The organism is Lunatimonas lonarensis, from assembly GCF_000390185.1.
Lineage (GTDB): Bacteria > Bacteroidota > Bacteroidia > Cytophagales > Cyclobacteriaceae > Lunatimonas > Lunatimonas lonarensis.
Genome location: NZ_AQHR01000085.1, coordinates 227574 through 252225, shown reverse-complemented (window position 1 = coordinate 252225; position 24652 = coordinate 227574). Strand labels below are relative to the sequence as shown.

General features: G+C 47.1%; 20 protein-coding genes. 7 read left to right on the top strand and 13 right to left on the bottom strand.

Features of this window, described 5'->3' with window-relative positions; genetic code table 11:
- The first annotated feature begins 79 nt into the window (after positions 1–79).
- On the top strand, positions 80–1489 hold the full coding sequence (locus ADIS_RS13800; protein ID WP_035806002.1) for a Gfo/Idh/MocA family protein: 1410 nt from the start codon (positions 80–82) through the stop codon (positions 1487–1489).
- A gap of 67 nt (positions 1490–1556) precedes the next feature.
- Here the strand turns inward: ADIS_RS13800 and ADIS_RS13795 are convergent, their stop codons facing one another.
- A complete protein-coding gene (locus ADIS_RS13795) occupies positions 1557–2411 on the bottom strand; it encodes a 3-keto-disaccharide hydrolase (RefSeq protein WP_010855175.1) in 855 nt (284 codons plus the stop codon).
- A gap of 297 nt (positions 2412–2708) precedes the next feature.
- Here ADIS_RS13795 and ADIS_RS13790 point away from each other — a divergent pair, with 297 nt between their 5' ends.
- The 3 genes from ADIS_RS13790 (at position 2709) to ADIS_RS13780 (ending at position 4080) form a co-directional block, all read left to right on the top strand.
- Positions 2709–3332 (top strand): hypothetical protein, encoded by a 624-nt coding sequence (locus ADIS_RS13790; protein WP_035806001.1) that lies wholly within the window; start codon positions 2709–2711, stop codon positions 3330–3332.
- Positions 3322–3621 (top strand): hypothetical protein, encoded by a 300-nt coding sequence (locus ADIS_RS13785; RefSeq protein ID WP_035806000.1) that lies wholly within the window; start codon positions 3322–3324, stop codon positions 3619–3621. Before ADIS_RS13790 ends, ADIS_RS13785 begins: the two co-directional genes overlap by 11 nt.
- A 63-nt stretch (positions 3622–3684) precedes the next feature.
- Positions 3685–4080 (top strand): hypothetical protein, encoded by a 396-nt coding sequence (locus tag ADIS_RS13780; protein WP_010855173.1) that lies wholly within the window; start codon positions 3685–3687, stop codon positions 4078–4080.
- Between the two features lie 21 nt (positions 4081–4101).
- Here the strand turns inward: ADIS_RS13780 and ADIS_RS13775 are convergent, their stop codons facing one another.
- The 3 genes from ADIS_RS13775 to ADIS_RS13765 are packed head-to-tail and all read right to left on the bottom strand — an operon-like array spanning position 4102 to position 6160.
- Complete coding sequence (locus tag ADIS_RS13775) at positions 4102–4521, bottom strand: adenylyltransferase/cytidyltransferase family protein (protein ID WP_051113321.1); 420 nt, start codon at positions 4519–4521, stop codon at positions 4102–4104.
- The gene (locus ADIS_RS13770; RefSeq protein WP_010855171.1) at positions 4518–5474 is read right to left on the bottom strand and encodes a LicD family protein; all 957 of its coding nucleotides are present in this window, start codon (positions 5472–5474) and stop codon (positions 4518–4520) included. The genes ADIS_RS13775 and ADIS_RS13770 overlap by 4 nt, the downstream gene beginning before the upstream one ends.
- Entirely contained in the window at positions 5471–6160 is a 690-nt protein-coding gene (locus tag ADIS_RS13765) for an alanine racemase (RefSeq protein WP_081634943.1), read from the bottom strand. Before ADIS_RS13765 ends, ADIS_RS13770 begins: the two co-directional genes overlap by 4 nt.
- 188 nt (positions 6161–6348) lie before the next feature.
- Between ADIS_RS13765 and ADIS_RS13760 the strand changes: the two genes are divergently transcribed.
- Positions 6349–7296: a hypothetical protein gene (locus tag ADIS_RS13760; protein ID WP_035805999.1), complete on the top strand. Its 948-nt coding sequence runs from the start codon at positions 6349–6351 to the stop codon at positions 7294–7296.
- 7 nt (positions 7297–7303) lie between these two features.
- On the opposite strand, the gene ADIS_RS13755 is transcribed toward ADIS_RS13760, so the two are convergent.
- The 4 genes from ADIS_RS13755 to ADIS_RS13740 form a co-directional block, all read right to left on the bottom strand.
- Complete coding sequence (locus ADIS_RS13755; RefSeq protein WP_155907460.1) at positions 7304–8884, bottom strand: beta-N-acetylhexosaminidase; 1581 nt, start codon at positions 8882–8884, stop codon at positions 7304–7306.
- Positions 8885–8912: 28 nt separating this feature from the next.
- Positions 8913–10031, bottom strand: coding sequence for a PQQ-dependent sugar dehydrogenase (locus tag ADIS_RS13750; RefSeq protein ID WP_035805997.1), 1119 nt, complete (start codon positions 10029–10031; stop codon positions 8913–8915).
- A 76-nt stretch (positions 10032–10107) separates the two neighbouring features.
- Entirely contained in the window at positions 10108–12558 is a 2451-nt protein-coding gene (locus ADIS_RS13745; RefSeq protein ID WP_010855166.1) for a ligase-associated DNA damage response DEXH box helicase, read from the bottom strand.
- Positions 12548–14140: an ATP-dependent DNA ligase gene (locus tag ADIS_RS13740; protein ID WP_010855165.1), complete on the bottom strand. Its 1593-nt coding sequence runs from the start codon at positions 14138–14140 to the stop codon at positions 12548–12550. The genes ADIS_RS13745 and ADIS_RS13740 overlap by 11 nt, the downstream gene beginning before the upstream one ends.
- A 132-nt stretch (positions 14141–14272) precedes the next feature.
- On the opposite strand from ADIS_RS13740, the gene ADIS_RS13735 reads away from it, so the two are divergent.
- Positions 14273–14788 (top strand): hypothetical protein, encoded by a 516-nt coding sequence (locus ADIS_RS13735; RefSeq protein ID WP_035805995.1) that lies wholly within the window; start codon positions 14273–14275, stop codon positions 14786–14788.
- Positions 14789–15206: 418 nt separating this feature from the next.
- Here the strand turns inward: ADIS_RS13735 and ADIS_RS13725 are convergent, their stop codons facing one another.
- The 4 genes from ADIS_RS13725 to ADIS_RS13710 all read right to left on the bottom strand — a co-directional run bounded on the left by ADIS_RS13725 (position 15207) and on the right by ADIS_RS13710 (position 19638).
- Positions 15207–16157 (bottom strand): DUF4625 domain-containing protein, encoded by a 951-nt coding sequence (locus ADIS_RS13725; protein ID WP_035805990.1) that lies wholly within the window; start codon positions 16155–16157, stop codon positions 15207–15209.
- A gap of 98 nt (positions 16158–16255) precedes the next feature.
- A complete protein-coding gene (locus tag ADIS_RS13720; protein ID WP_238325436.1) occupies positions 16256–18619 on the bottom strand; it encodes a TonB-dependent receptor in 2364 nt (787 codons plus the stop codon).
- 219 nt (positions 18620–18838) lie between these two features.
- Positions 18839–19066, bottom strand: coding sequence for a DUF3820 family protein (locus ADIS_RS13715; RefSeq protein ID WP_010855160.1), 228 nt, complete (start codon positions 19064–19066; stop codon positions 18839–18841).
- 140 nt (positions 19067–19206) lie between these two features.
- Positions 19207–19638 (bottom strand): hypothetical protein, encoded by a 432-nt coding sequence (locus ADIS_RS13710; RefSeq protein ID WP_035805988.1) that lies wholly within the window; start codon positions 19636–19638, stop codon positions 19207–19209.
- A 196-nt stretch (positions 19639–19834) separates the two neighbouring features.
- On the opposite strand from ADIS_RS13710, the gene ADIS_RS13705 reads away from it, so the two are divergent.
- Positions 19835–21112 carry an MFS transporter gene (locus ADIS_RS13705; protein ID WP_010855158.1) on the top strand — a complete coding sequence of 426 codons (1278 nt, stop codon included), beginning with the start codon at positions 19835–19837 and terminating at the stop codon, positions 21110–21112.
- A 319-nt stretch (positions 21113–21431) separates the two neighbouring features.
- Here the strand turns inward: ADIS_RS13705 and ADIS_RS13695 are convergent, their stop codons facing one another.
- A complete protein-coding gene (locus ADIS_RS13695) occupies positions 21432–24557 on the bottom strand; it encodes a DUF5107 domain-containing protein (RefSeq protein WP_162141573.1) in 3126 nt (1041 codons plus the stop codon).
- Positions 24558–24652 lie beyond the last annotated feature (95 nt).

Below are 24652 nucleotides of genomic sequence, written 5' to 3'. Positions count from 1 at the left end.
CGGGGAATTGGCGATTTACCTTACCTTCCGAGCAATTGATCTACGGAAACCCAATAACATTAATTTTATAGCAGTAAGTATGAGTAACAAAAGAAGAGATTTTCTGAAGATATCCGGATTGGCGGGAATGGGACTGGTTGGAGCAGGAATCAGTGGCTTCAGTCAGGAGCAATTGGACCAGGTTAAGATCCAAAGTCTGAGAAAACACAATCAGCGATTCAACATGTCCGGCTTTGCAGCACCAAAGATAAATACCGTCCGGGTGGGAGTGATTGGGCTGGGCATGCGCGGACCTGGAGCTGTGAATCGGCTAAGCAAAATAGAAGGAGTGGAAATCAAAGCCCTTTGTGATCTACGTCCAGAAATGGTGGATAAGGTGGTAAAGAGTCTAGAGGGCACCCCTCACAAACCTGTTACCTACAGCGGCAGTTCCTATGCCTGGAAGAAGATGGTAGATAGGGATGACCTGGATCTGATCTACATCGCTACGCCCTGGCAGTGGCATACCCCTATGGCGGTGTATGCGATGGAATCCGGTAAGCATGCAGCCACCGAAGTGCCCGCTGCCGTTACGCTGGAAGAATGCTGGCAATTGGTAGAGACGTCTGAGCGTACCAAGAAGCATTGCATGATGCTCGAAAACTGCTGCTATGATTTCTTTGAACTGATGACCCTGAGCATGGCGCGGGATGGCTATTTTGGTGAAATCATTCATGGCGAGGGTGCTTATATCCACGACCTGATCGACCTCAATTTCAAAAAGGGGTCGGGTTATCAGGAAATGTGGCGTTTGATTGAAAATTTTAGAGATGGAAACCTATACCCAACCCATGGGCTGGGCCCCATCTGCCAAATCATGGATATCAACCGGGGTGATCAGATGGACTACCTAACCTCGTTGTCCAGCAAGGACTTTATGATGCAGGCCCACGCCCAAAAGCTTGCAGCCGAAGACTCCTATTACAATTCATTTGCCAACGAAAGATATCGCGGTAACATGAACACCACCATGGTAAAGACCAAAAAGGGCCGATCTATTATGATTCAGCATGATGTGACTTCTCCACGTCCGTATTCCCGCATTCATTTGGTAAGCGGCACCAAGGCCATGGCGCAAAAATGGCCACAGGAGGGAGTATCCGATGGGCATGGCTGGTTGAAGGAAGAAGATATGAAGGCGTTACAGGAAAAATATACGCCGGAGATTGTCCGAAAAGTAGGGGAGATGGCCAAGCAGATTGGAGGCCATGGAGGCATGGATTTTATGATGGACTGGCGCATGATCGATTGCCTGCGAAACGGACTTCCGTTGGATCAGGATGTGTACGATGCTGCGCTTTGGTCTGCCATAACGCCGCTAAGTGAGTGGTCAGTGGCCAATCGCTCCAACTCGATCGACGTGCCCGATTTTACCGCAGGTTCCTGGCAATCCAACAAGCCGGTGGACATCACCTTGGCAGGTGGCGGCACCACCGGAGTACGGGTGTAGTTTGTAATACGCTAAATGAAATGGTTTTACCCGAGAAGTGAACGAATCCGCTTCTCGGGTAATTTTTTTAGTAGCCTTCTGCTTTTCGCAGCGCACGTAGAGCTTCTTCCAATCGCCCCTCCGCTTGGTAGCCGGAAAGGTCGAAGATCTCCACCCGACGAAAGTCGATGGGATGGCTCTCGCTTTGCAGGGAGATATAGCCTTCGGAGATGAGTTGGCCGTCTTTTTTCACGTCTGGATTGTGGTTGCTGACGTTGCCGCCACCCATCTGGGGCTTATGGTAGGTCAATACCGTGTCCCCTTCCAGGATATGGTGGATGATGCTGTCGCCCAGAACCAGAAAATCAGCCACTACCCATTGTTCTCCATGGTAGGTTTTGGAACTGGAGTTCAGGCAGTGGGGGGTAAAGAGTTCGTCGTCGATCACCACGTTGGTGCCGGGTGTACAGAGGTTGGAGGTAGTCCGGTTGTTGGTGCCGTCTCCACCGAGGAGCTGGCCTTCGATGGAGATGGGGAAGTCCTGGTCTTTGGTCATGGTTTCGGGTTTCTGACCGTGCAGCATGACGCCCGAGTTGCGCAGGGCCCAGCCCTCGCCTTCGGGGGCTTGTTCGCCGACAAAGCGGTACTCTACGCGGTACAGGTAATAGGAAAACGGTTCGTCATAGAATATATGGCCGTACTGCCGATCAAAGGCTTCGTACCCGTCATAGCGTACTTTCATGAGGCCGTCTTCCACACGAAATGTATTGGCAAAATTTTCATCCAGTTCGTGTTTGGCGATTTTGATGCGCCAGTTTTCCAGGTCTTTGCCATTAAAGAGCGTGCGCCATCCGTCGGCCACATTGATTTCTGCTTGTTGGGATTGTGGCCCCGCGCAGGAAATCCAGGCAAGTGTGAAAAATACGATGTAAAGTCTAGTCATTATAGAGCTATTTGGTTTTAGGGTGGGAAATTACGGAAAATTGGTCGATTTTAAACGGTATGTGTTGGGTGATGTGGGTCTGGGGTTATTTGTCTATTAGGTTCTTTGTAACTAGAGTGGTTAGAAATGTTTTTAGTTAGTTAGAGATGATTAAACAAAAAAATGAATAAAAAATTAAAAAAAATGACTAAGACTGAAATGAAATTTCAGTGAGCTTCCCCGAAATTTACGTATTGATGATTTTTTGGGATTTAGATGTGTCCCAAAATTTAAACCATTAACTAAAATAATTATGTTATGAAAAAAAAATTGTTTTTCAGCTTAGCAACACTTACGCTATTTGTTGCTTTTACCGGTTGTATTAGTTCTGATGAAAGCTCTATGGATGTCGAAGAAGAACAAAAATTGGATTTATCCGAGTATATTATCGATAGTCTCACAATAATGGAGGTTTTCCATAAGCTGACGGATTTGAATAATGAATATGCGAGGCAAGTGATCGATCCATATCAGTATTCTCAATCAATTAAGCTTGTCATTGAGCCTTTGGTTCATAATGGAAGAGAACTACATAGCCAGCTTATGAAATCAGTTACTCGCACTCAGATGTATGAATCTCTTTCTTTAGAAGAAAGAGTTCAAATAGCTCGTTTGGAGGAATCACAGTTTGCAGAACTTTCTTTTATTTTTGGTATGGAAAGTATATCTTCAAATGATGTTTCTATTGATCCCCGAGTAGTCGCTTGTTTAGGTGTCGCTACGGGTGCTGCGGGCTTCTATGACATAATATTGAATACTAAACAGCTTGGATCTGTGGCTTCGGCCACCAAGGCTTTACGGCTTATAGGTAGAAGAGCACTTGGTTGGATTGGGGTTGGTATTATGGTTGTTGATTTTACTAAATGTTATTATGGAAACTAAAAACACCTCCTTTTTCCACCCAAGCGAACTGCAAAGCAATACCAGCGTGCTGACTATGTCCGCGTACGTATTTTCCGGACTGATACGGATTTTCGAGTGGCCCTTTGTTCTGTGGTATGGTGTGCTGGCGTTGTTGGCAGTAAACATCCTGTTGATTGGTAAGCTGATATACGATTTGGGCTCCAAGGCTCAGGCCTATCCGACAAGGGCCAAGGTTTGGGCAGGGGTTCGGCTATTGATTAACCTGGCATTGGTGTTTGTGGCGGTCTACTATATGAGGTTGGGCTAGTAAATAGTGCGGGTTATCCAGTGCCCTGGTTGTAGTAAGGTGGGAGTTTTTTTATAAACGATTATGAGGCTAAATTATGCATCATTTCTTATCCCGCTCTGGGTAGTGGGCATTTTGATCTACGTGTATGTAAGCCCGGGGGAATACAAGCTAGTTCCTATCCTGGCCGTATTGTTCATGGGTGCCGGATTTTGGTATGCCCTGGTTAGGTTTGTGCGATCAAACACCGCTGAGCCTCTACCTCAAAAACCACTGGATATAACAGGTTTTGAAAGTAAGGTGAAAATAGCCAAGCCGCTTAGGGTAGTGGGGATGTCGTTTTTGATTCTCCAACTGCTGGTTTGGCTTGAGGTGTTCCGGTTTAGGTATGATGATTACCTCAGTCTCCTTGTCATTGTCTTTCTATTGGCCTATGTTCTCGCGTTGGTTGTTTTTGGAAGGCGTGAAGTGAATCTATAGGAGAGCGTCCCTTCGCCCATATCATTCCGTGGAAAGCAAAGTTTTTACCCGCTGAATCAGCTGGGTGGTGGAAATCTCCGAGCTGTAGGGTATAATACGGATACGTTCGGAGGAGATGTTTCGGTATTCGTAGGCTTTGGTGTTTCGTTCACGCTCGTCCGAATACCCGTAGGCGAAAAGATCAAACCCCTGATCATCCAAAAATGCATCACTTACCTCTCTTGGCCCATCTGAGCGTACCTCATCCACAAATCGGCAAGCGCCCAATACGGCCATCCTTTCCTGCTGGGTCATAATGGGCTTCCGTTTAACTTTCGCTACCCGTTCATCTGACACCACGTGTACTACCAGCCGGTCACCTAGCTCGCGCGCCCGTTTCAGGAAATTTACATGACCTGGGTGAAATAAGTCACCAACTATTTTTGCGTATACGGTAATCATGGCAATAGGGGGCTGATACGTTCCCGCAATTGGAACCAAAAAGGATCTTTGGGATAGCGTTGTTGGAATAAATCAAGGTAATGTTCGATTTTGAGCGCATTGCCTTCCAGCAGCATACTGCAAAAGGACCGCTTCGCAAAAAACCGGATCATCGGTAGGCTGTAGTCCGTCAAGCTAGCATGGAAGATGTGGCTGTAAATGGGCTGTGGATGCTGCCAATTTCCGTAGTTCTCGGTAAGAAATTCTTCCGGAGGATCCGGAACATACACAGTGGTCTCCAGAAACGGAACCGCTTTTAACCTGAACGGCTTTCGGTAGCGTTTTATAAATTGCCCCATGACAGCTCCATAGGTGATGCGGTGTCCGTTTTCCATCCCAAATAGCACCACTTCTACCAAGGGGGAGTTGCCGAATTGGCATTTGAGTTTATAGGGAGGACCATCGCTACTGTCTTCCACGATTCGAAAACCGGCCCGTCTTAGGACACGCTTCAATTTCGCTAGATCCACTGTTTCCTTAAAAAATCCGATATCGATGTCCTTATCCCATTGGATGAAATCCTTTTCCCTTACGTAGCCCAAAAGGGTCCCAAATGCCAAAAAGGGCTGGGCTTTAAGCGGGGCAACGGCTTCGTAGAATCGGCGAAGTACTGATGCAAACGATACGGATCTCTGCGTTGGCGACACCGTTGTGCGCTCACCAATAGGCAATTGATAAAACGGGTGGGTTCTTTTAGCCAGATACTTACAGACCCACTGTTCAACCAATCGCTCGGCATCTTTCTGTTTACCCGAAAAAAATAGTACTTCAAGCATAAACATGCTTACAAATTGACTCCACTTTTTGGCGGTTATCAGCACCATGGGCTCCAAAAGAACTCCTGGGATGATCGGTAAGACAGCCCGGTAGGTCTTTCGTATGTACTGGTAGATTTGGTTTTTAGCTAGGATCATGCACAGGTTCCTTCAAATACCAGTGTTCCGATCCGAATATGGGTAGATCCCAACGCAATCGCTTCCTTATAGTCTCTAGAGAACCCCATCTGACAGCCCGGCAGGTGCAATTGATCTGCCAGTTTCCTCAACGAGCCAAAGAAGGGTTTTGGATTCAGCACTTTGGGCGGAATGCCCATCAGTCCGTCTATGGGCAGTCCTTTTTCGGTTGCATAGTCGAGCAAATGTCTGGCATTTGCAGGTAGGACACCATTTTTTTGTGGTTCCTGCCCAATATTGACTTCCAGGAAAAAGGTTCTTTCCGTTTCTTCGGGGTAGGAAGTGAGATGCTTTTTTATATGGTCTATTTCCCGTTCCGAGGCAACCGATTCTACGTGGTCGAAGTGCTGGATAACCTGTTTGATCTTATTGGTTTGTAGCTTTCCGAAATATTGCCTGCGTACGTTCGGAAAGAGGGCTTGAAGCTGCTTCAATTTTGGTAGGCCCTCTTGTACATACTTTTCGCCAAAAGTGGTGTGGCCAAGTTCAGCCAGTGCACATAAATCTTCGACAGGTCTGCCATTGCAGGCAAGGCAGACGACGCCTCCCCGGTCGGTAAAGTCACGGATTTCGGGCTGCTCCATGAAACGCAGGTAATTATCCCTCAAACGCCTCGCAGGCTGAGGCGCACGTAGTGGGTACGGCATTTTACTTTATTAAGCTGTTATAGAATATAAAAGGAGCCCAACTATCAGCTTAATCAAACAGATCGTAAGGCTACACTTGGAAAATTAAGCATTTTTTCAGTTATTCAAAAGGTAGAAAAGGGAAAATGATGCCTGCTGGATGACTGTCATAAGGTTAACCAATCAGTAGGTAAAACGTACATAACAAAGTGGAAAAGCGATTGAAAGTGCTCTTGGTATTTGGTGTTTACGTGTTTCTAAACCACGTAAACCCGGTTTTTGCCCAAGAGGAACAGATAAAAATAGCAAAACTTTCACAGGCCAATCACGAAGGCCTAGCTGAAATACAAACGGAATTTAGAAAGCGAAATCCGGGATATGACCTACATTATGTGGATAGGTTCATGTCACTGGAGTCAAAGGACCGCACGCAGGTGGTGTTTTTGCAGGAGGGAGGAGGTACTGCCACGATCTTCGACGCACAAGGCGGGGAACGCTCCAGTAAGGTATCTGTCGGTGATATCATCATGCTTCAAAACGGTGAAACCATGAAAGCAGATAGCCTGTTGAGCATGTTGGTTTTTACCATTCCGGAAAAGCCGGCAGATTATATTCCTGCCTTTATACGGCCTGACTGGGATCCCAACATTACGGACGAACCAGGTGGATGTGCCACGGAAACCAACGCCTACCGTAGAATCCTGCTCACATGGAAAAAGGAAGTAGGAGAGTATGTTTACCATGCGATCAATGCGCATCGTGTGCGAATTATGGATTCATTTAGCCATTACCACCCGGTGGACATAGGTTTCGATGAGTTTTACTTGGTGCAAATGGTGCTACCAGGAGCCAAATTGATTACTTCGGAAAAGGTACATTTACTTTCCCGGCCCGATAAAATAACCCTAGAGCAGACCAAAGATCTGTTCAAATCGTATTCCTTGGATGTAGGTGATCTGGTTTATTTGCCGAGAGGGGTCATGCACCGGGGGTTTGGTGGGGTATTGGCCCAGGTGATTACGGTCCCAGGCTTCATTCCCGGATCCGAGTTTGGAGTGGATCATCTAATACGCCAGATCAACGAGCGTTTCAACCTACGCAATGAAGACGCCTTGCCGTTCAATAGGCAGGCGTCTGCTTTTCAGGTGATCAAATAGGGAAATGTCATGGCCTATACACCGGCTCAGGATGGTATTCAGGCTGCCTTGGATGGTAAAAATAGATGCCATCCCGCTCATAACGAGGTAAATGACCGTCTAACCTAAGCATGAAATCCGCATACTTTTTCGCCCCTGCCGGTGTCCATGCGGCCTCTGCCAGTGCAGCGATCCGCGGAAACAGCAGGAAGTCGATCCGCTGACTGTTGTGTACGGTTTCCGTCCATAAGTTTGCCTGCAGTCCGAGAATAAGATCCTTGTCGAAATCCGAGGAAATGGGTAGATCATCCAACGAAAACTCGTAGGCAGCTTGCAGCGGTGCAGTGACACCTGCCCATTTTCGGCCAAATTGATGGAAATCCTCCTGCACGAAATCAAAGTAGTAGGGGATTCGGGGACAGACCACCGTGGCATACCCGTTTTTGAGTGCCAGTTCAAGTTGCTCGGGTCTGTCGTGTCGCCACCAGAAAATGATACTTTCATATTTGGAAAGGGTAGCGTCAGCCATTTCGTCCCAAGCCAACACCTTGCTTCCCATGTGAATGACGGAATCTGCCATTCGTTGGATAAAGTAATCTTCCACAGCTTTTAAGTCCTTTAGCCCTTCTTGTTGCATTAAGCGTTTAACATCTGGGTCGCTTGCCCATTTTTCATTTCCAAAGCTGACTTCATCACCACCCAAGTGGATCATTGCGGACGGAAAAAGCGTATTTACCTCCTGTAGTACCTCTGTCAGGTAGGCATAGGTGGCTTCTTTTCCAGGATGAAAGGTGAATTCCGGGTAGGCTGCTGATCCGCCTCCGCTAAACTCCGGATAAGCTCTATTGGCGGCCGTAGCGTGCCCTGGCATGTCAATTTCCGGAATCACGGTGATTTTTCGTTCTGCGGCGTAGCGAACGATCTCTTTTATCTCTTCCTGAGTGTAAAATGCGCTGGGCTTATTTGGGTCGTGGTGATCTCCAATACCTCCAACCAGCGCCAATTTGGGGTACTTTTTTATCTCAATTCTCCATCCTGGACTATCTGTTAGGTGCCAATGAAGGCGGTTTAGCTTGTAATAGGACATGTAGTCCAAAATCTGCTTAACTTTTTCAACACCAAAAAAATACCGGGATTCGTCCAGCATCAATCCCCGCCAACCGTAGCCGGCACGGTCTTCGATCTGCCAGGAAGGGATGACTGCCACCTGCTTATCGCTCATGTAACTTTCGGCTAACTGAATAAGGGAAACCAGGCCATGGTGTACCTGATCGGGATCAGCCCCAATAACCTGGATCAGGCCAGGAGTGATCGACAGTCGGTACGCATCCGTCAACTCAGGATCCAGCCCCAATTCGATACGTGAATCGGTTCCAGACCGGGTAATCACGGGTATGCCCGTTTTTCTGAACAGTTCCTGACGGAAGTAGGCAGCCTCTGATGCCAGTTCGTTCGGAAAACGAATGGCAACCTCTCGGTCGAGTAGGAAGTTGCCAACGTTTAGTGAGAAATCTGCGGGAAGGGGAATAAGAGGAGGCTCTTGTTGGGCCTCAACGAGGGATGTGCTGAGGATAGTCACCAACAAGAGCAGCAGCATGATTCGCTTCATGGGTAGATGCTAAGTGAAAGAAACGGGACTATTTGGTAGGAACCACTTTCACGATTCCCTTGCCTTCGATACCTGCATAAATATACCCATCGGGTCCGATTACCACGTCCCTTACCCGGCCCAAACCATCGATGACTCGTTCTCTCTTCACCACTTTATTTCCGCTTAGGGTTAGTTTTTCGAGGTAGGCAAAGCTGAGCGAACCTACCAAGAGATCTCCTTTCCATTCGGGGTAGTGGTTGCTTGTTACCACAGCAAATCCACTTGGTGCGATGGAGGGTACCCAATAATATAGCGGCTGCTCCATACCCGGTTCATGGGTTTTTTCCGTCAATATGGTACCATTGTAGTTGATACCGTAGGAAATTACAGGCCAGCCGTAGTTTGCTCCCTTCTTGATCACGTTGATTTCATCGCCACCACGTGGACCATGCTCGTGTACCCATACATCACCGGTTTCAGGATGTACGATCATCCCCTGTGGATTTCGGTGACCATAGGAATAGACGGCCGTTTTTGCACCGGAGGTGCCTACGAAGGGATTGTCAGCTGGTACCCGCCCGTCCTCATGTAGGCGGTAAATTTTGCCGCCATCGCGTTTGATGTCCTGGGGATTATTGGGGTGGTCTCCTCGGTCCCCAATGGAAAAAAAGATGTGACCTTTTCCGTCAAAAACGATTCGGGAACCATAATGGTGGCCTGCATTACTGTTTGGACTCCCTTTGTAAAGCACCTGTAGGTCTGTCAACTGATCGCCACTTAACTTAGCCCTGCTGATCGCCGTATGGGCACCGTCGCCAGATCCCTCTTCCGATGAGTAGGAGAAATAGATCCACCCGTTCTGTGCAAAATCAGGATGTGCAACGACATCCAACAAGCCGCCCTGTCCGGCGGCTTTTACAGCAGGTACTCCCTTGAGTTCGGTTCTTTTACCGTCTTTCACATGAATCATTTCGCCGCTGCGCTCGGTGACGAGCATGCTTCCATCTGGCAAGAAGGTAAGCCCCCAGGGCACTTTAAGGTTGTCTACGACGGTTTCCACGGTGAATTTGTCCCAAGTTAGATTGGTTACTTCCGGACCATTGGGTGGAGTTTGGGCCAAGCAGGCTTGGCTAACTATACACACTAAAAGAAGAAGTCTCTTCATTTTTTTGTTCTTTGGTTATTCGAGCGGTCAATGTAAGGATTTTTCCATGGCAATCCCAATGGTTTAGGTACAATGGTCATTCTTCCAACCGTGCCTGCATCTTTCGGACGCGTTCCTCAATGGATTCCGAGCTAAGGCTTGACCTCAGCCGATCTACCATAATGGGAAATGCAAAAGGTGTCCATTTCACGGGTCTTTTAAGTATGAATCGTTGACCGTTGATCTTCCGAATCGCGTGTAGGATTTTGTCCTTTTCCATCTGCATGTCCATTACTTCTCTGTGGGCTTGTTCCAGGAGTAAGTTGTCAGGTTCGTATTCCTCAAAAACGCTGTAGATTAGTCCGGAATTGGCTTTTAAGTGCTTAAAGGCAACCGGTTTTCCCGGATATCCCTGAAAAATCAATCCCGAAATCGTGGCAATGTCTCTAAATTTCAATTTGGCCATTTCACTTTCATTGATCGAGTCGGTAAGGTCAGATTCTAGGTTTTCCTCGCTGAACAGGTTTTCTTCCAGAACCTCCTCGATGGGTATGGTACTGTCCGAAAGCAGTTCAAACCCATAATCATTCATAGCCATACTAAAGGTTAGCGGATAACTCACCGAAATCCGATACGCTATCAACGCGACCAACACCTCATGTACCATTCGTCCTTCAAATGGGAAAAAGAACACATGGTGCCCTTCATCGGTATGGTATTGTTCGATCAGTAGTGTATTTGCATCAGGAATTAAAGACAGGCGCTGTTGTAGCTCAAGTAGTGGCTTTAAGTAGGCTATTTCATCTGAATAGTAGTTGCCGTGGGCAGCGTTCTCCAGTATTTCCCGCATTTTGGATGCCAACTTGGACGTTAGGGAGATCCTACCTCCCATGTAGGAAGGGACATGGTTGCTTTTCTTTTTTGACAACTGCACGATCGCACTCAGATCCCGTATACGCAGGAATTCCAAGTTTCGTCCTGCAAAGAAAAAGCGATCTCCTGGCTTTAGTTTGGAGATGAAATATTCCTCCACCATTCCCAAATAAGTGCCGTTTTTGAAGCGTATTTTATACATGGGATCGCTAACGATGGTACCCATCGAAAGCCGGTGCCGCATAGCGGTTTTTTTATTCCGCACCAAGTAGCGTCCTGCTTCATTGATTTCCACCTTGGCAAATTCTTCGTATTCGCCGAGGGATTCTCCTCCACGTGTTATAAAGGTGAGTATCCATTCAAAAGCATCCCGACTCAAACCCCGGAAGGTATAGGTACTGCGCACCAAATCAAACAGTTGCTCGGGAAGGAACCCATCGCCCAGGGAGAGGGTGACCAAAAACTGGATCAACACGTCGATGGTTAGCTGTGGGGCGTGGATAAACTCCATTTCCCCGCTTTCTATCGCTGCCCGTAGGGCCGAAGCTTCTATCAGCTCAAGGGAATTGGTGGGTAAAAAATAAATGAAACTGGGTACGCCAGGCTGGTGCCCTGATCTGCCAGCCCGCTGCACAAATCTTGCAACACCTTTGGGACTTCCCACCTGAACCACAGCGTCAACCGGCCTAAAGTCCACGCCAAGATCCAGTGATGAGGTGCATACTACCAGTTTGAGTTTTCCCTGATGTAGGGATTCTTCTACCCAGCTTCGTACTGATTGGTCTAAGGATCCATGATGGATTGCCATCCAGCCCGCCCAATCGGGTCTAAGGTTGATCAGTTGTTGGTACCAAAGTTCGGACTGGGCGCGGGTGTTGGTAAACAATAAGATAGAACGATGGGCTTCAATGATCGGCATTAACTTATGGATCAAACGAACCCCCAAATGCCCCGACCAAGGGTATTTTTCAAGCTCATCGGGATAGATTGTTCTCAGTTCCAGTTTTTTCTCTACGCGCGCTTTGACCACATAGGCAGGGAGCTTATCCCCAAGTAGGATCTGGCAGGATTCTTCCAGGTTGCCGATAGTAGCCGATATGCCCCAGAGCCGAAGCGATGGACTGCAAAACTGCCGGATGTAAGCCAGTGCCAATTGAACCTGAACCCCCCGTTTGTTTCCAACTAGTTCGTGCCATTCGTCTACAACTACCGCCTGTAGGTCTTCAAACCATTTTCCGTGATCTTTTTGGGATAGTAGGATATGGAGCGTCTCAGGTGTAGTGACCAAACACTGGGGAGGGTTGGTTTTTTGGTTGGTACGTGTTTTTGTGGTCGTGTCCCCATTTCGGACTTCGACCCGCCAAGCAACTCCTAGTTCATCGGCGCATAGCTGCATGGCACGCTGAAGGTCTTGGGCCAATGCCCTCAGAGGCGTCACCCAAATCACCTGTATACCAGTCTTTCGGGGGGTCGACCACTCGTAGGGGTTTTGTTGCATATACTCCAGGAGAGCAGGAATCCATAGTGCGTAGGTTTTTCCACTGCCTGTAGGCGCATTCAGTAAGCCGCATTTGCCCGCCAAAAAGTCGTTCCATACCTGTACCTGAAACGGAAATGGCGTCCACCCTTTTTTGTGGAACCAATCTGTCGCCGGTTGAAGGGAATTATTTTCCATAGGTTTCCAAGAGTTGGCGTAGATCGTCCAGGGTATTGGCGTCCTTTGGTTGCTTATCGATACGCCACCGGAGAATTCGTGGAAACCGAAGTGCTATACCTGATTTATGTCTCATGCTTTCCTGTATCCCCTCAAAGGCAATCTCAAAAACCAACTCGGGCGTAACAGTTCTAACAGGGCCAAAGCGCTCTTTGGTGTGTTGTTTCACAAAACGGTCTACTTTGACCATTTCGGAATCAGTGAGGCCGGAGTATGCTTTTGCAAAAGGAACCAGTAGCTCCCCATCCCATACTGCCAGCGTGTAGTCGGAATACAAATCAGCTCTTCTCCCATGTCCTTTTTGCGCGTAAAGGAGCACACCGTCGATGGTTAAAGGATCAATTTTCCATTTCCACCAGTGTCCACGCTTCCTGCCTGTCTCATAGGTTGAATCCCTGTGTTTAAGCATAAAACCTTCGGCCTTTTTATCACGGGAACTTTCCCGTAGAACTGACAATTCCTCCCAGGAGCTGGCTTGGACAAGTTTTGAAATAAATAAACCAGGGTGCCCGGTTTTTTCCACCAGCGTTTCCAAGAACTCTCTGCGATTTCTTAGCGGCACGAGCCGTTGATCCCTTCCCTGCGATTCCAGCATATCGTATGCCATAAAAATCACGGGAGTTTCTCCGAGGATTTTTTTTGTTACGTTCTTTCGCCCGATACGGGTTTGCAGCTTTCCAAATGGCATTACCCCCGAGTCGTCAAAGGCTAAGATTTCACCATCCAGTACCGTTCCATCTGGGAGGGAGTAACCTACTTCCAAAAGCTCGGGAAATTTTTCCGTAAGGATCTCCTCTCCACGGGACCATATAAAAACCTGTCCTTTTCGGTGAATTAGTTGCCCGCGTATGCCATCCCATTTCCACTCGCATTGCCAATGTCCAATTTCGCCTAGGCCGGCTATAGTCGATTCAATAGGATGCGCAAGGCAAAATGGGTACGGGCGGGAAAGATCGTCCTTTAGGTTGTTTGCCAAGATCAGCTCTTCGAAGGTGATTCGATCGGGCTCCCAGTTTCCCATGATCCGGTGCGCAACCTCGGATTTTTCCATATTAAATGCAGCGGCAAGTGCCTGCGTTACCAAGTTTTGGCTTACCCCTACACGAAAACCACCCGTTATAAGCTTATTGAAAACGAATTGCTCCTCCCGGCCCAGCTGCCTCCACGCGTTCTTTACAGCATTTTTCTTGGATTCCTCCGATTCGAAGGCCAAACCTTTTAGCCAAGAAATCCACTGGTTTAGAGAAAGTTCGGAATGGCTGTCTGATGCTGGTAGCAACAAACTGATGGTTTCTGCCAAATCTCCGACGGTATGGTAACACTCGTCAAAAAGCCAGGTAGGTATCTTCCCTTCTTCTTGGCACCATTGCCGGAGTTGGGAGGTAGTCACCGTACGTTTGGGGCGTCGTTGACAAAAAAGTGCCAGCGCCCAAAGTTTATCGGAATCAGAACTGCTCAAAAAATAGTTTTTTAAATATTCCAGCTTATCTTTGGTTTTGTTGGTTTGATCCAACATTGAAAAAAGTGAAGCAAATTCCTTCATGGTTTTCTTTGTGCAATTCAGGTGCTAATTTGATGATTTTCGTCAGATTTGGGATTTTATACTGCCGATAAATGTTACTGGGATAACAACTGGGATATAAATTCGTTTACCAGATTATAAAATTATAACGATATGAGAGCTAGTTTGTCGATTGTGTTCGTTGTTTTATTCCTTGTGTCCTGTCAGGTGGAGGAGGAAAAATATACTGCCAGAAGTGTAACCTACAGCCTTTTCCAATCCAGCGATTTTCCCTATGAAGGCACTGCTTCGGTGCGGGAACTACAAAGTGGTGAATTGGAGGTAGAGTTAAACTTAAAAGGGGCAACAAGTAGAGAGCAATACTTTTTCCCTACCCACCTACATTTTGGAAGCTACGAGGAGGCAGATGCGGTAATTGCCACGGTGCTGAACCCGATCGATATCCGCACACTGCGGAGTACAACGGTGCTGGGGACCCTCTCCGATGGATCTACCCTTCAGTTTGAGGATTTTACGGGGTTCGACGGTCATATAAAGATTCACCTTGCAGAGGATGGCCCGGATTATGCAATTATTTTGGCGAGTGGAAATGTAGGGAAAAACCCCAATTCACCTGAATTGTTTGACAGGAATAAAGTAGCTGTTTGTACATTGAACTTCCCCAACTAGTTTTAGCCATCGAATACGATTAACGTCATCTAAAAAAAAGAAATTAATTAGAGAAAAAATGTACCTAAAAGGCCAACTTTTTTTGTTTAATAGAAGTTGATACAGTGTTAAACTTCATTAGAATGGGTTGTTTTCTAAAATATGGATTATTGGTCGCGTTTCTTTTGCTGGTGCATCAACAGGAGGTAGAAGATTCATCTAAAAGGATGCCAGTTGATTTTTATAAAAGTTTAGAGTCGTTGGTAGATTCCTTGCCTATTGCGGTTTATGAGGAGAAGGTGGATCGGAACGCTAAGCCAACTTTTATACCGAGATTTCCACATACCAAGTTTTTTCCGGCGTTGGTAAAATAAAATAAAAAAGGTGATCTCATTGATTGGGAAATCAGAGACCACCTCACGTTTTTTTTATTTTTCAATTAATCCACATGTACTTCATACACATAACGGGATACGTTGCCGGCCACATCTTCTACCCAAATGACCAGATCCAAATGATCTTCTCCCGCGGGGACAATTATTTCATTTTGTCCGCTAAGTAGCTCAGCAAGGTTTATTTCAGTGTTGCTTGGCAATTCAGGCCCATTTAAACCCTGTCTCCAAGTAGAAGATCCCCACATACGTTCGTAAAATTCACCCGATAACCTACGCGCATGGGCATGATGCTCGTGATCATGCTCATCTTCTTCTTCCATTAACCTGATCCAAACGAATTTGAGATCCGTGCTTAGGGTGTGGGAAGTTTTCCTAATAAAGCCCTCCACTTCCAAGGCTTCTCCAGCCTCGCCCTCTATTTCTCCGTCGTGCAGGTTTGTCACGGATACCTCTGGTGCATAAGGAGTTCTAATATAAAACGTTGCGAGGTAGTTCGACCCATCTCCATAGCTTGTTTGATTACCATGTATATCAATGGCTTGGATTGTAAAATGGTAAGGTCCTGCCAACACGTTACCGCTAACCCTACTATTGTTTCCACCCCAATAAATATCTGTTCCCGTTCCATCGACATTTAGTCGCGTAGCACCTTGTGGAAACCGGAACGATGGATTGCTCGCGTCCGGGGAATAGATGTCGTTTACGTTCAATAGCTCGAAATCAGTCTGTATTCTTCCATGTGTATGCCCGTCAAAACCATTGTGAATATCGACTCGAACCTGGGCAATACCGGATGGATCCTCAACCGAAAAACGCACATGCATGTGGTCGGTAGTGGCAGCACGAATTTCCCCGTGCCCGGGCCTGATCGCATCCCGTCCATCGGCTGCCCCGATTACCGGTGCTTCCATATCCCTTAACTGATCGTCATCGGTCTCACAGGAAAAAAAACCGATTGCCAATCCTAACATCAAATAGCGCATTACGTGGTTCATGGTAGTAAATATTTAAGTTACACAATGTTGCATTTGCAAGATAGTTGCAATAATAAACCCTAACGATCGTATCTGCAAACCTTTTTTTACCAATTTGTTTACCTTAGCCGAAACGGGATCTTGATGCTAAGCGAAATATTTCTTCCCTGTTCGGGTAAGTTTAAAAGTCTATACCGGCTCAGGTGATTGAAATAGAAGGAATTGGTAAGGTTCTGCCCACTTACCTGAACCAACACAGACTGCTGACCAATCCGGGATTCCCAACCAAATCCAGCTTCCACCAGGTCATATCCTGCTGTTGACCTTTCGTTTCGGTCGGTTCTGTTTTGATCGGCGGCATGTCTGTACTCTACAAAGGTGTAAAAATCCCTGAATGCTTGGCTTGTAAGGGGCAGGGTATAATGAAAACCGGTCAAAACACTCAGAGGTGGCGTAAGGGGTAATGGCAATCGGGTGTCCAAGTTGAAATTGTACACGTATTCGCCCGCCACAGAGAGCGAAAAACCGCTAAAGAGCACCCATTCGGTTTTTACCTCGCCGCCGGTAAAAACGGCGTTGTTTTGGCGGTAATTCCAGACTGTGCTCGCACCTGGAATGGTGGAGAACCGCCCAGAAGGGGACAGGTATATGTAGCCATCATAGTAGCCCCAAAATGGACTGATACCGAATAAAAACCGTTTGGTAGAGTAGGTGTAATTCAGGTCTGCCTGATAGCTTCTTTCAGGATTGAGTGCCGGATTTCCAACTTCGTGGCGGAAGTTGCCATGATGGACTCCATTTGTAGCAAGTTCAATGGGAGTGGGCATACGAAAGCTGCTGCCTAGGTTCAGCTTAAGGTTGTGGTCATCACCAAGAACCCAAGAAAGACCACTGGATCCACTCACGTTGAAGAATGTGCGGTTTATTTCCGGGTTTCTTTGCTCATACTCTCCTGTGGGGCGCAGGCGTTCATAAATTGGCTGACGGTGTTCCCTAATTCGATGGACAGCCGCATCTACCCGTACGCCTGCGTTGACGATCAGGTTCTTTTTCCAGCGGTATTCGTGGAAGTAATAGGTGCCCGCTTGTGTACTTTGGAAGTTTGGCAGCAAAAATTCAAATCCGGCATGTCGGTTTTGCATGTGTTGGGATTGAAAACCAACAATGGTTTGGTGCTTGCCATTGATTCGGGTATTGTACCGTACGTTTCCTGTAATTACATCCAAAAACAGGCCCAAGGCAAGGTTTCCCTCCGGAGTGGGTCCAATACCATGGGCATGCGGAAGAGATTCTTCCCTTCTCCGGTTTGCCTGATAGGCTAGATCTATTTCAAGCCAATTATTTTTATGCTGAACGGTCGTGTTGCTTATTACTTTGAGATGCGTATTGTCCTGTCTCGGAAAGTCCACAATTCCGTGTCCATTATCATGTCTTAGGCTGTAGGAATTCGGTATGCCTACCGCGCCTGTAAAAATGCCTGCATCCTGGCTAAAACGACTAATGGTGATCGTTGATTTTCCCCAGTCTTTACGTACGCCTCCTGAAAAAGAAAAATGGCGTTCGCTTCCAGCGGTGTTTTTTAGCCTGTTTTCAAAAATGGGCAAAACAAATCCGGCATAGGTAAACTGACTGGCCGGTACCCGGTAGTTCTCATAATCCTGTGCCGTGAATCTGGCCTTGAATATAAAGTCGTTATGGTTCCCCTCCAGCATGCCGCTATGGCCGAACATATGGTTGTTTGAACGGTAGGTACTGATCAGGTGGCCATTGAGGGTACCGGGGTCAGGCGTGGCGCCCGGGGCAATATTGATGACGCCAGCCATGCCGTCCGATCCGTATACCAACGACGCCGGCCCTTTAATGATTTCCACCCGGTCTACATCGAAGGGATCAATCTCCAGCCCGTGGTCTGCTCCCCATTGTTGGCCCTCCTGTTTGATTCCCCGATCGTTGATCATGATACGGTTAAAACTCATGCCACGGATCACGGGTTTGCTGATGCCTACACCGGTATTGATCGTACTTATCCCTGGGAGCTTCTCCAAGGCGTTTGCAAAAGTGCCTGTGTTGTTTCGTTCGATGAAGTTTCGGTCGATTACATCGATGGTTTGGGATTGCTCAATCGGACCGTTTTTGAAGGGGTTTGCTTCGACCGTAAGTGCCTGTAGGGTGAACGCTGACTCCGGCATCGTGACCTCGAGTGAGATATCTTCCTCCAGTATGCGGACGGTGAGCGTTTGGGCTTTATAACCCATATGGGTGAAATGAAGATGGTAGGTACCGGATCTTAGCCCACTAATCGAAAAATTCCCCTCGAGATCGGCCAAGGCACTTTTTCCCAGCTCATGGATATGAATGTGGGCCATCAGTGGTTCCCCTCCTTCTCCCGTGATGGTTCCCCTGACGGTCTGGGCAACTAGCATGGCGGAAATGAGGGGTAAAAGAAGGATGGTAGCAAGAAGGGTTGCTAGAAATCGACTCAATGGAATGCTTACTTTGTGCAATATAGTTTCAAATGCAAAATTATTGCGTTTGAGTTGGATTCGCAATTCCGACTGCCGATTTCTTGCCTGTTATCCACTATATTTTCTAACTCCTACCATTTGTGACATCTTTGGTCTTTCCGATAGGGATAACTTTCCCATGTTTGACCAGCGGAGGTTTTAAAATAGGTTGGTTTCCCGTTCAGTTCGCGCTTGGTTTTACGTGGTTTTGTACCGTCGTTTTAATTCAGCTATCAGGTGTTCGAGACCGTTAAGCCGGATTTCGTACATGGTTTCCAACCATAAGCCCAGTTTTCCCGGAGGGAAGCCTTGGCTTCTAAACCAGACCAAGTAGTGTTCGGGCAAGTCACATATCAGCCGGTCTTTATATTTCCCAAAAGGCATCTTTTTTGTCACTAAGTCGATAAGAAGATGGCTGTCTTGCATGGGTGGTTTGTTGAGAAGAGATTTGAATTGGACAGGAGGGTAGAGGTAGGCTACCAATAGCGGGTGTTTTTCATATCCATAAACCAAAAAGACCGAGGACGGATTCCCTCGGTCTTTTTCAATCGGAAAAGGATATGGCTTTAGTTTAGCCAGGCAGTCCAAGGAATACGGCTTAGTATCAAAACCAGTCCAACTCCATAAAACATGTAGATGCTTCTAAACCTGTTTCTACTGTCGGTCAGTTTTTTTGCCCGGCTGTATCCGACCGTAATGACACCCACTGCAATGATATTGATCAGCGGATGCTCCAATGCGTATAGGCGGCTCATGGAATCGGCCATGGCGGCACCACTTAGGTTGGCAAGGCCCAAGGGGCTCACAAAATACAGAATGATCCCCACGAGTAACTGAATGTGGATGGGAATCAAGCCAAACAGGGCGAATTTTCGGTCTTTTTCGGTAAACTCCCTGCCGCTAAAGGCTCCGACCATTCCGTAAAAGAAACTGATGGTAAGGCCGAGTAGCGCGAGATACGCGAGGAAAGAATGAAGATGCTGAAATCCGGTTGTCATAGTGTAGAAATAGATGTTTCAGCTAAGTAACTAAAAAAAAATCGAAAAGTATTTGGGAATGCCATCAATTAATGGGTTTAGGACAAATAAATTGGTAAAGGTCAATGGGGAAATAGTTACTTTTGTTTTTGGGAGCTTTTGGGGCATTCTTTTTTCCATCGCGTCCCGGCGGTGGACGGCTATAATTAGCGGATAGATGGGATACATAGACTTTGTAAGGTCAAATGGTAGGCTTTTGTCTTTTGGGATGTTGATGACCTATCTATCGGGTTATGGTCAGACCTACCTGTTGGCCATTTACATTCCTTTTTTGATGGAGGAGTTTGGTCTGGCCAATGCGGAGATAAGCGCTTACTATATGTTGGCAACTATAGCTAGTGCCTTGTTGCTTCCCCATGTTGGAAAGCTCATAGATCAGGTAAAAATAACCACCTATACCATGTGCTCAACGGTGGTCTTTGTGGTTTCCATGATCGGTCTGAGTATGGTTCGTCAGGTTTTCTTGTTGCCGTTTGTATTCTTTGGTCTACGTATTGCCGGGCAGGGGTTGTTCAGTCATATTTCGATGACAAGCATGTCCAAATACTTCCATAAGGGCAGGGGTAAGGCGATTAGTCTGGCATCTCTGGGACATCCCCTTGGCCAGGCGTTGTTGCCGATTACGGTGGTTTGGATGCTTGGTTTTACCGATTGGCGGGGCTCGCTATTGGTCAGTGCGGCACTGGTGTTAATCACGATTCCGTTACTGGTTTATTTTTTGTTGGACGAGCGAAACTTGGTCATTGCTGACCCAGATGATAGCACCACCCACGTCACGAGGAAGGAGGTTTCTACCTGGCAAATCATGGGATCCAAGGCGTTCTGGCTGTTGGCTCCAAATCTCTTCGCGTTGGCGTTTATCATTACTGGGTTGTTTTTTTATCAATTTTCCATAGCCGACTTTAAAGGATGGACGATACAGTGGATGGCGTTGGGGCTCACTTGTTACGCCATTTCAGGTTCTGTGGCTATTTTATTCGCAGGGCCGTTGATAGACAGGTATACGGCCAAACAATTTTTTCCTTTCTATCTGTTTCCGTTTTTGGTTGCCGTCTTTTTTATCTGGCTGATGGACAATCCCTGGGTGATTTTTCCCTACATGATTCTTATGGGGGTTTCTGCCGGGATGGGAAATGCCATTATTTCCGCATTGCAGGTAGAGCTGTTCGGAGCAGCCCAAATCGGAAAAGTGAGGAGTGTTTTTACCTCTGTGATGGTTTTTAGCTCTGCGGTCGGTCCGGCTGTATATGGCGTTATTATCGACCTAGGTTATCGCTTTGATGTGATATTTGTGATTTCCATCGTACTTATGCTCCTAGTGACGGTGCAATCCTTCCGAATCATTCCAGCCTTCACGTACGCAAAAATGAAATACAGGTTTAAAAACCGTCACAGACGTTTTGACTTTTTCAATGTTTTTAATCTCAAACACTGATTCACGTCATTTCAAACTGATTTTACCGAAAAGAAATTGGGCTTCTTACAGCACATGATTATATTTGCCTCATAAGTAACCTGTTATGGAAGTATTGGTTTCTCTGCTAGTTTTTACCGTTTCTTATGGGCTGGTTTTTTTATCCTTGTTCCCGTTAAAATCCTTTAAGCGGGTTAATCCACTCCCCAAAAATGTAAAACGTTCCGTGTACCAGGAATACGACTTGACTTGGCCTTATTTTATCTCCTTTTTGGCCGGCTACTTATTGGCATTTATAATGGTGTACTTGATTTGGGATTGGATATGATAGGTTGGTTAATCAATTCCTTCCTGCGGCGTCCAATATCTTCTTCATCAACTGATACTCTCTGTTTTCCGTAACTTCTTGGTCGGTTATTCTGCCGGTTAGTACGCCCAAGTTGATCACCGCTTGGCGGTTGGTTCCTTGTTGGATGTTATTCCACAGTTTATCTGCCTCGTCTTTTCTGTTTAGGTCTTCCAAAGCACGAATAACCAAGGCGGATTGTGGTCTTAGTAACCTTCTGGATTGACTCTCAGGTTGTCCAACCACCATTTCAAGGCGGTTACGATAAGCTTTTTGCCGTCCTGCGGCTTTCGCAATTAGGGCAAAAAGGTAGTTTTGAATGGTTTCATCCGTTTCGAAGGGCTTGCCTACTCCAAGATTCTCAGGCCACTCCAGTGATTTAGTGACTTTGGCATTTGCCTCTCGAAACCTTTTTTCCCGTAAGTCTTCCAAAGCGGCATTTAGGTATACTTGCTCAAAAACATTACGTCCTTCTCCGGCTCCTTCGTAAGGAAGCACGTGAATCGTTGATAATCCTTTCATCGCTTTTTCATAGGCTCCCAGTGCTGCCCATGACCTGATCAAGTCCAGTTCCAGCATATAGTTCCCGGGGAACTTGGCAACCGCAGCTTCCAGGATCTCTTGTTGTTTGCCGTGGTCTCCCATGTGTTCATAAGTTTGGGCGAGCCGATGGTGGTTTCGCCATTGACCTGGATCCATTTCTAGCGCCTTCTGTAGGTCATCCAACGGTGAATAATTCGCGTAGTCCTTCAACAATGCGGCTCGGTTTAGGTAAAAGCTGTATTCATCCGGTGCATTTCCAAGTTCTACAAGTAACTGCTTACTTTTTGACTCCCTTCCCAAGTTCATTCCATTAAGGGCCAGATAGTAAGAAGATTTCCAATGGGGTTTTTCTTTAACAGCCCATTCCAACATGCGAAAGGTTTCTTTCCGAAAAGGAAATACCCAGTCGATGGGTTTGGCGAGGAAGGCGTCCAGTTGAGAACCGCCGCTTTCACCCTCCAAATAGGAATGCCACAGGTGTACAAGCGCATGGGTAGGGGAGCTTTTCAGTGCCGCAATTGCGTCTTCGTTTCGCCCGTATTTTAAGTAGATGGAGGCGATTTCCAGGTAGGTTTGGAAGGGAAATTCGTTTTTGATTCCATCGTCAAAAGCACTCAGGCTGGTACCTGGAAGTTTCAACAGGTACTGCTCGAAGCGTGCAAAGTGGCTGAGGGGATCAATCTCAAGTAGTTGGTTCAGCCAATTCGAAGCGTGTTCCGCTCGATCTGTCAGGCGGGCAGCCACTGCCAAGACTTGATACGCCATGACTTGGTAGCGATTGTAATCCAATGCTTTTCTTGCATAGGTCTCAGCTTTGGCTAGATCATCCTGGTGTAGATAAATTTCTGACATAGCCGTATAGGCACCGGAGCGAAACTCCATCGAGCGGGCAGCCCATCCATAGGCTTCCAGGGCATCGGTGGGCTGATCTTTCTCTCGGTATATGCTGGCTGCCACAAAGTTGGCTTGGGGATCATAAAAATCTGTAGAAAGTGCCTTTACGATGTGGGCTAGCGCTACGTCGTAGTCTGCAAATCGAAACGCCAGTTCTGACAGATCGATCCGAGCCCGCTGATGCCCTGGATCTATTTCCAGGCAGTTTTCGTACAGTTTCTTGGCTCCGTTATAATTGCGGCTGTTGTATTCCTGCCTTGCTTGGTAGTAAAAGTCATCCGCTTCGGACAGTTTTGGGGCAGGCTCGGCATCGAAGGGTCGGCTTAGTCTGTTGGGATCTTTCTCCTGCCAAGCATACAGGGTTTTGTTCTTCAGCTTGATTTCCAGGTGCTTCATTCCCTCCCGCACTGCTAAGGTGTGGTTAATGACATCCATGGGTTTCGCGTTTAAGGGTAGGGATCCCCGCTTTTGTCCATCGATCCAAAACTCCAACTCTCCAGTGATAGTACGGAAGGGATTGAAGCGAATCCCTACTTGTCCGTTTTTGTTTTCGACGAAAAAAACGCCATCGGTAGAAACTTCACTGATACCCCCGGTCTGTTTTACCGGAAACCAATAATCTGTCCATTTATCAAGGGTATAGGGAGTAAAGCCAGCTTTCGTCAGTGGAGTAGGTACTTGACGGGTGGGAGAAAATTGGTTTAGCATACGGCCGGCCTGAAATTCCATGTATTGGCCATCGTTATCGGTCAGTAGATCTTCCCAGATACCTCCAGAACGGGAAAGGGCCCAAAGCCACAGCTTCTTGCCAGGCATTTCCTCATAATTGGAAAAATGGCCGAATCCGACTCCTTTATCATGAAAATAGCCACCAAAGTGGTTTTGGAACGACCCTGCCATATGGTGGGACTTACTGGATCCAAAATTGTTTTCCCTGTACATGGCCACATTTCGACCATCCTGTATGGGCCAATCTATGAGACTGCCACTGTGCTGTAGGGCAATGTGACCCGGATAAAAGAACTCCTGATCATCGCCTACATGTGCAGCAGCCGTCATCCAGTTGTAATAAGGTTGCCTAAGGGGTTCCGGGTTATACCACAGTCCCTCTGTTTCGAAGTAGGCTTTGTCTTTTGGGAGGTTGATTTTTACCCTCCATTGGGTGCGTGAGGGTAGGTCCATAGTTCCCACCACACACGTCACGCTGCCGTCCGGGTTTTCGAAATACACGTAATCAACTGGAGAAGCGGTACTCGGGGCATGGCCGATAATGCCGAAATTGAATTCGATGCCCCCTGAGGCCCAAGGTCCGCGCATGGCGATGTTCCGGAATTTCACCACACCGTTTTCGTAGATAAAATCGTATCCTGTGGATTTCTCCCGCGCACCCCACACCCGGCCACCGATCTCGGGTAGTATGCTCACGCTGAGGTAGTCGTTTTCAAGGCGTACCTCTTTCCACTCCTGATCTACCGGTTGGACGCTGTATCCTTCAAATCGGAAGTATGGGTAGATGTCCGGCTTATAGGCAAAGGCGGCTATGGGCGTGGGATCTCCAAATGGATAGGTAGTAAATGTTCTTTTGCTCTCTGAAACCGTTGCCTGCTGGCCAAAAACGGCCTGAGAAACTACTCCTATCGTAACCGAAAGGAGGAAATACCTGAACATGGATGATGCCTTCAAGGGGATATGGGTTTGGGTGATTGATGTACTTCTGCAGGTAAATATAACCAATTTCGTCATCAAACCCGATCAATCAAACGGTGCAATTGAACGTT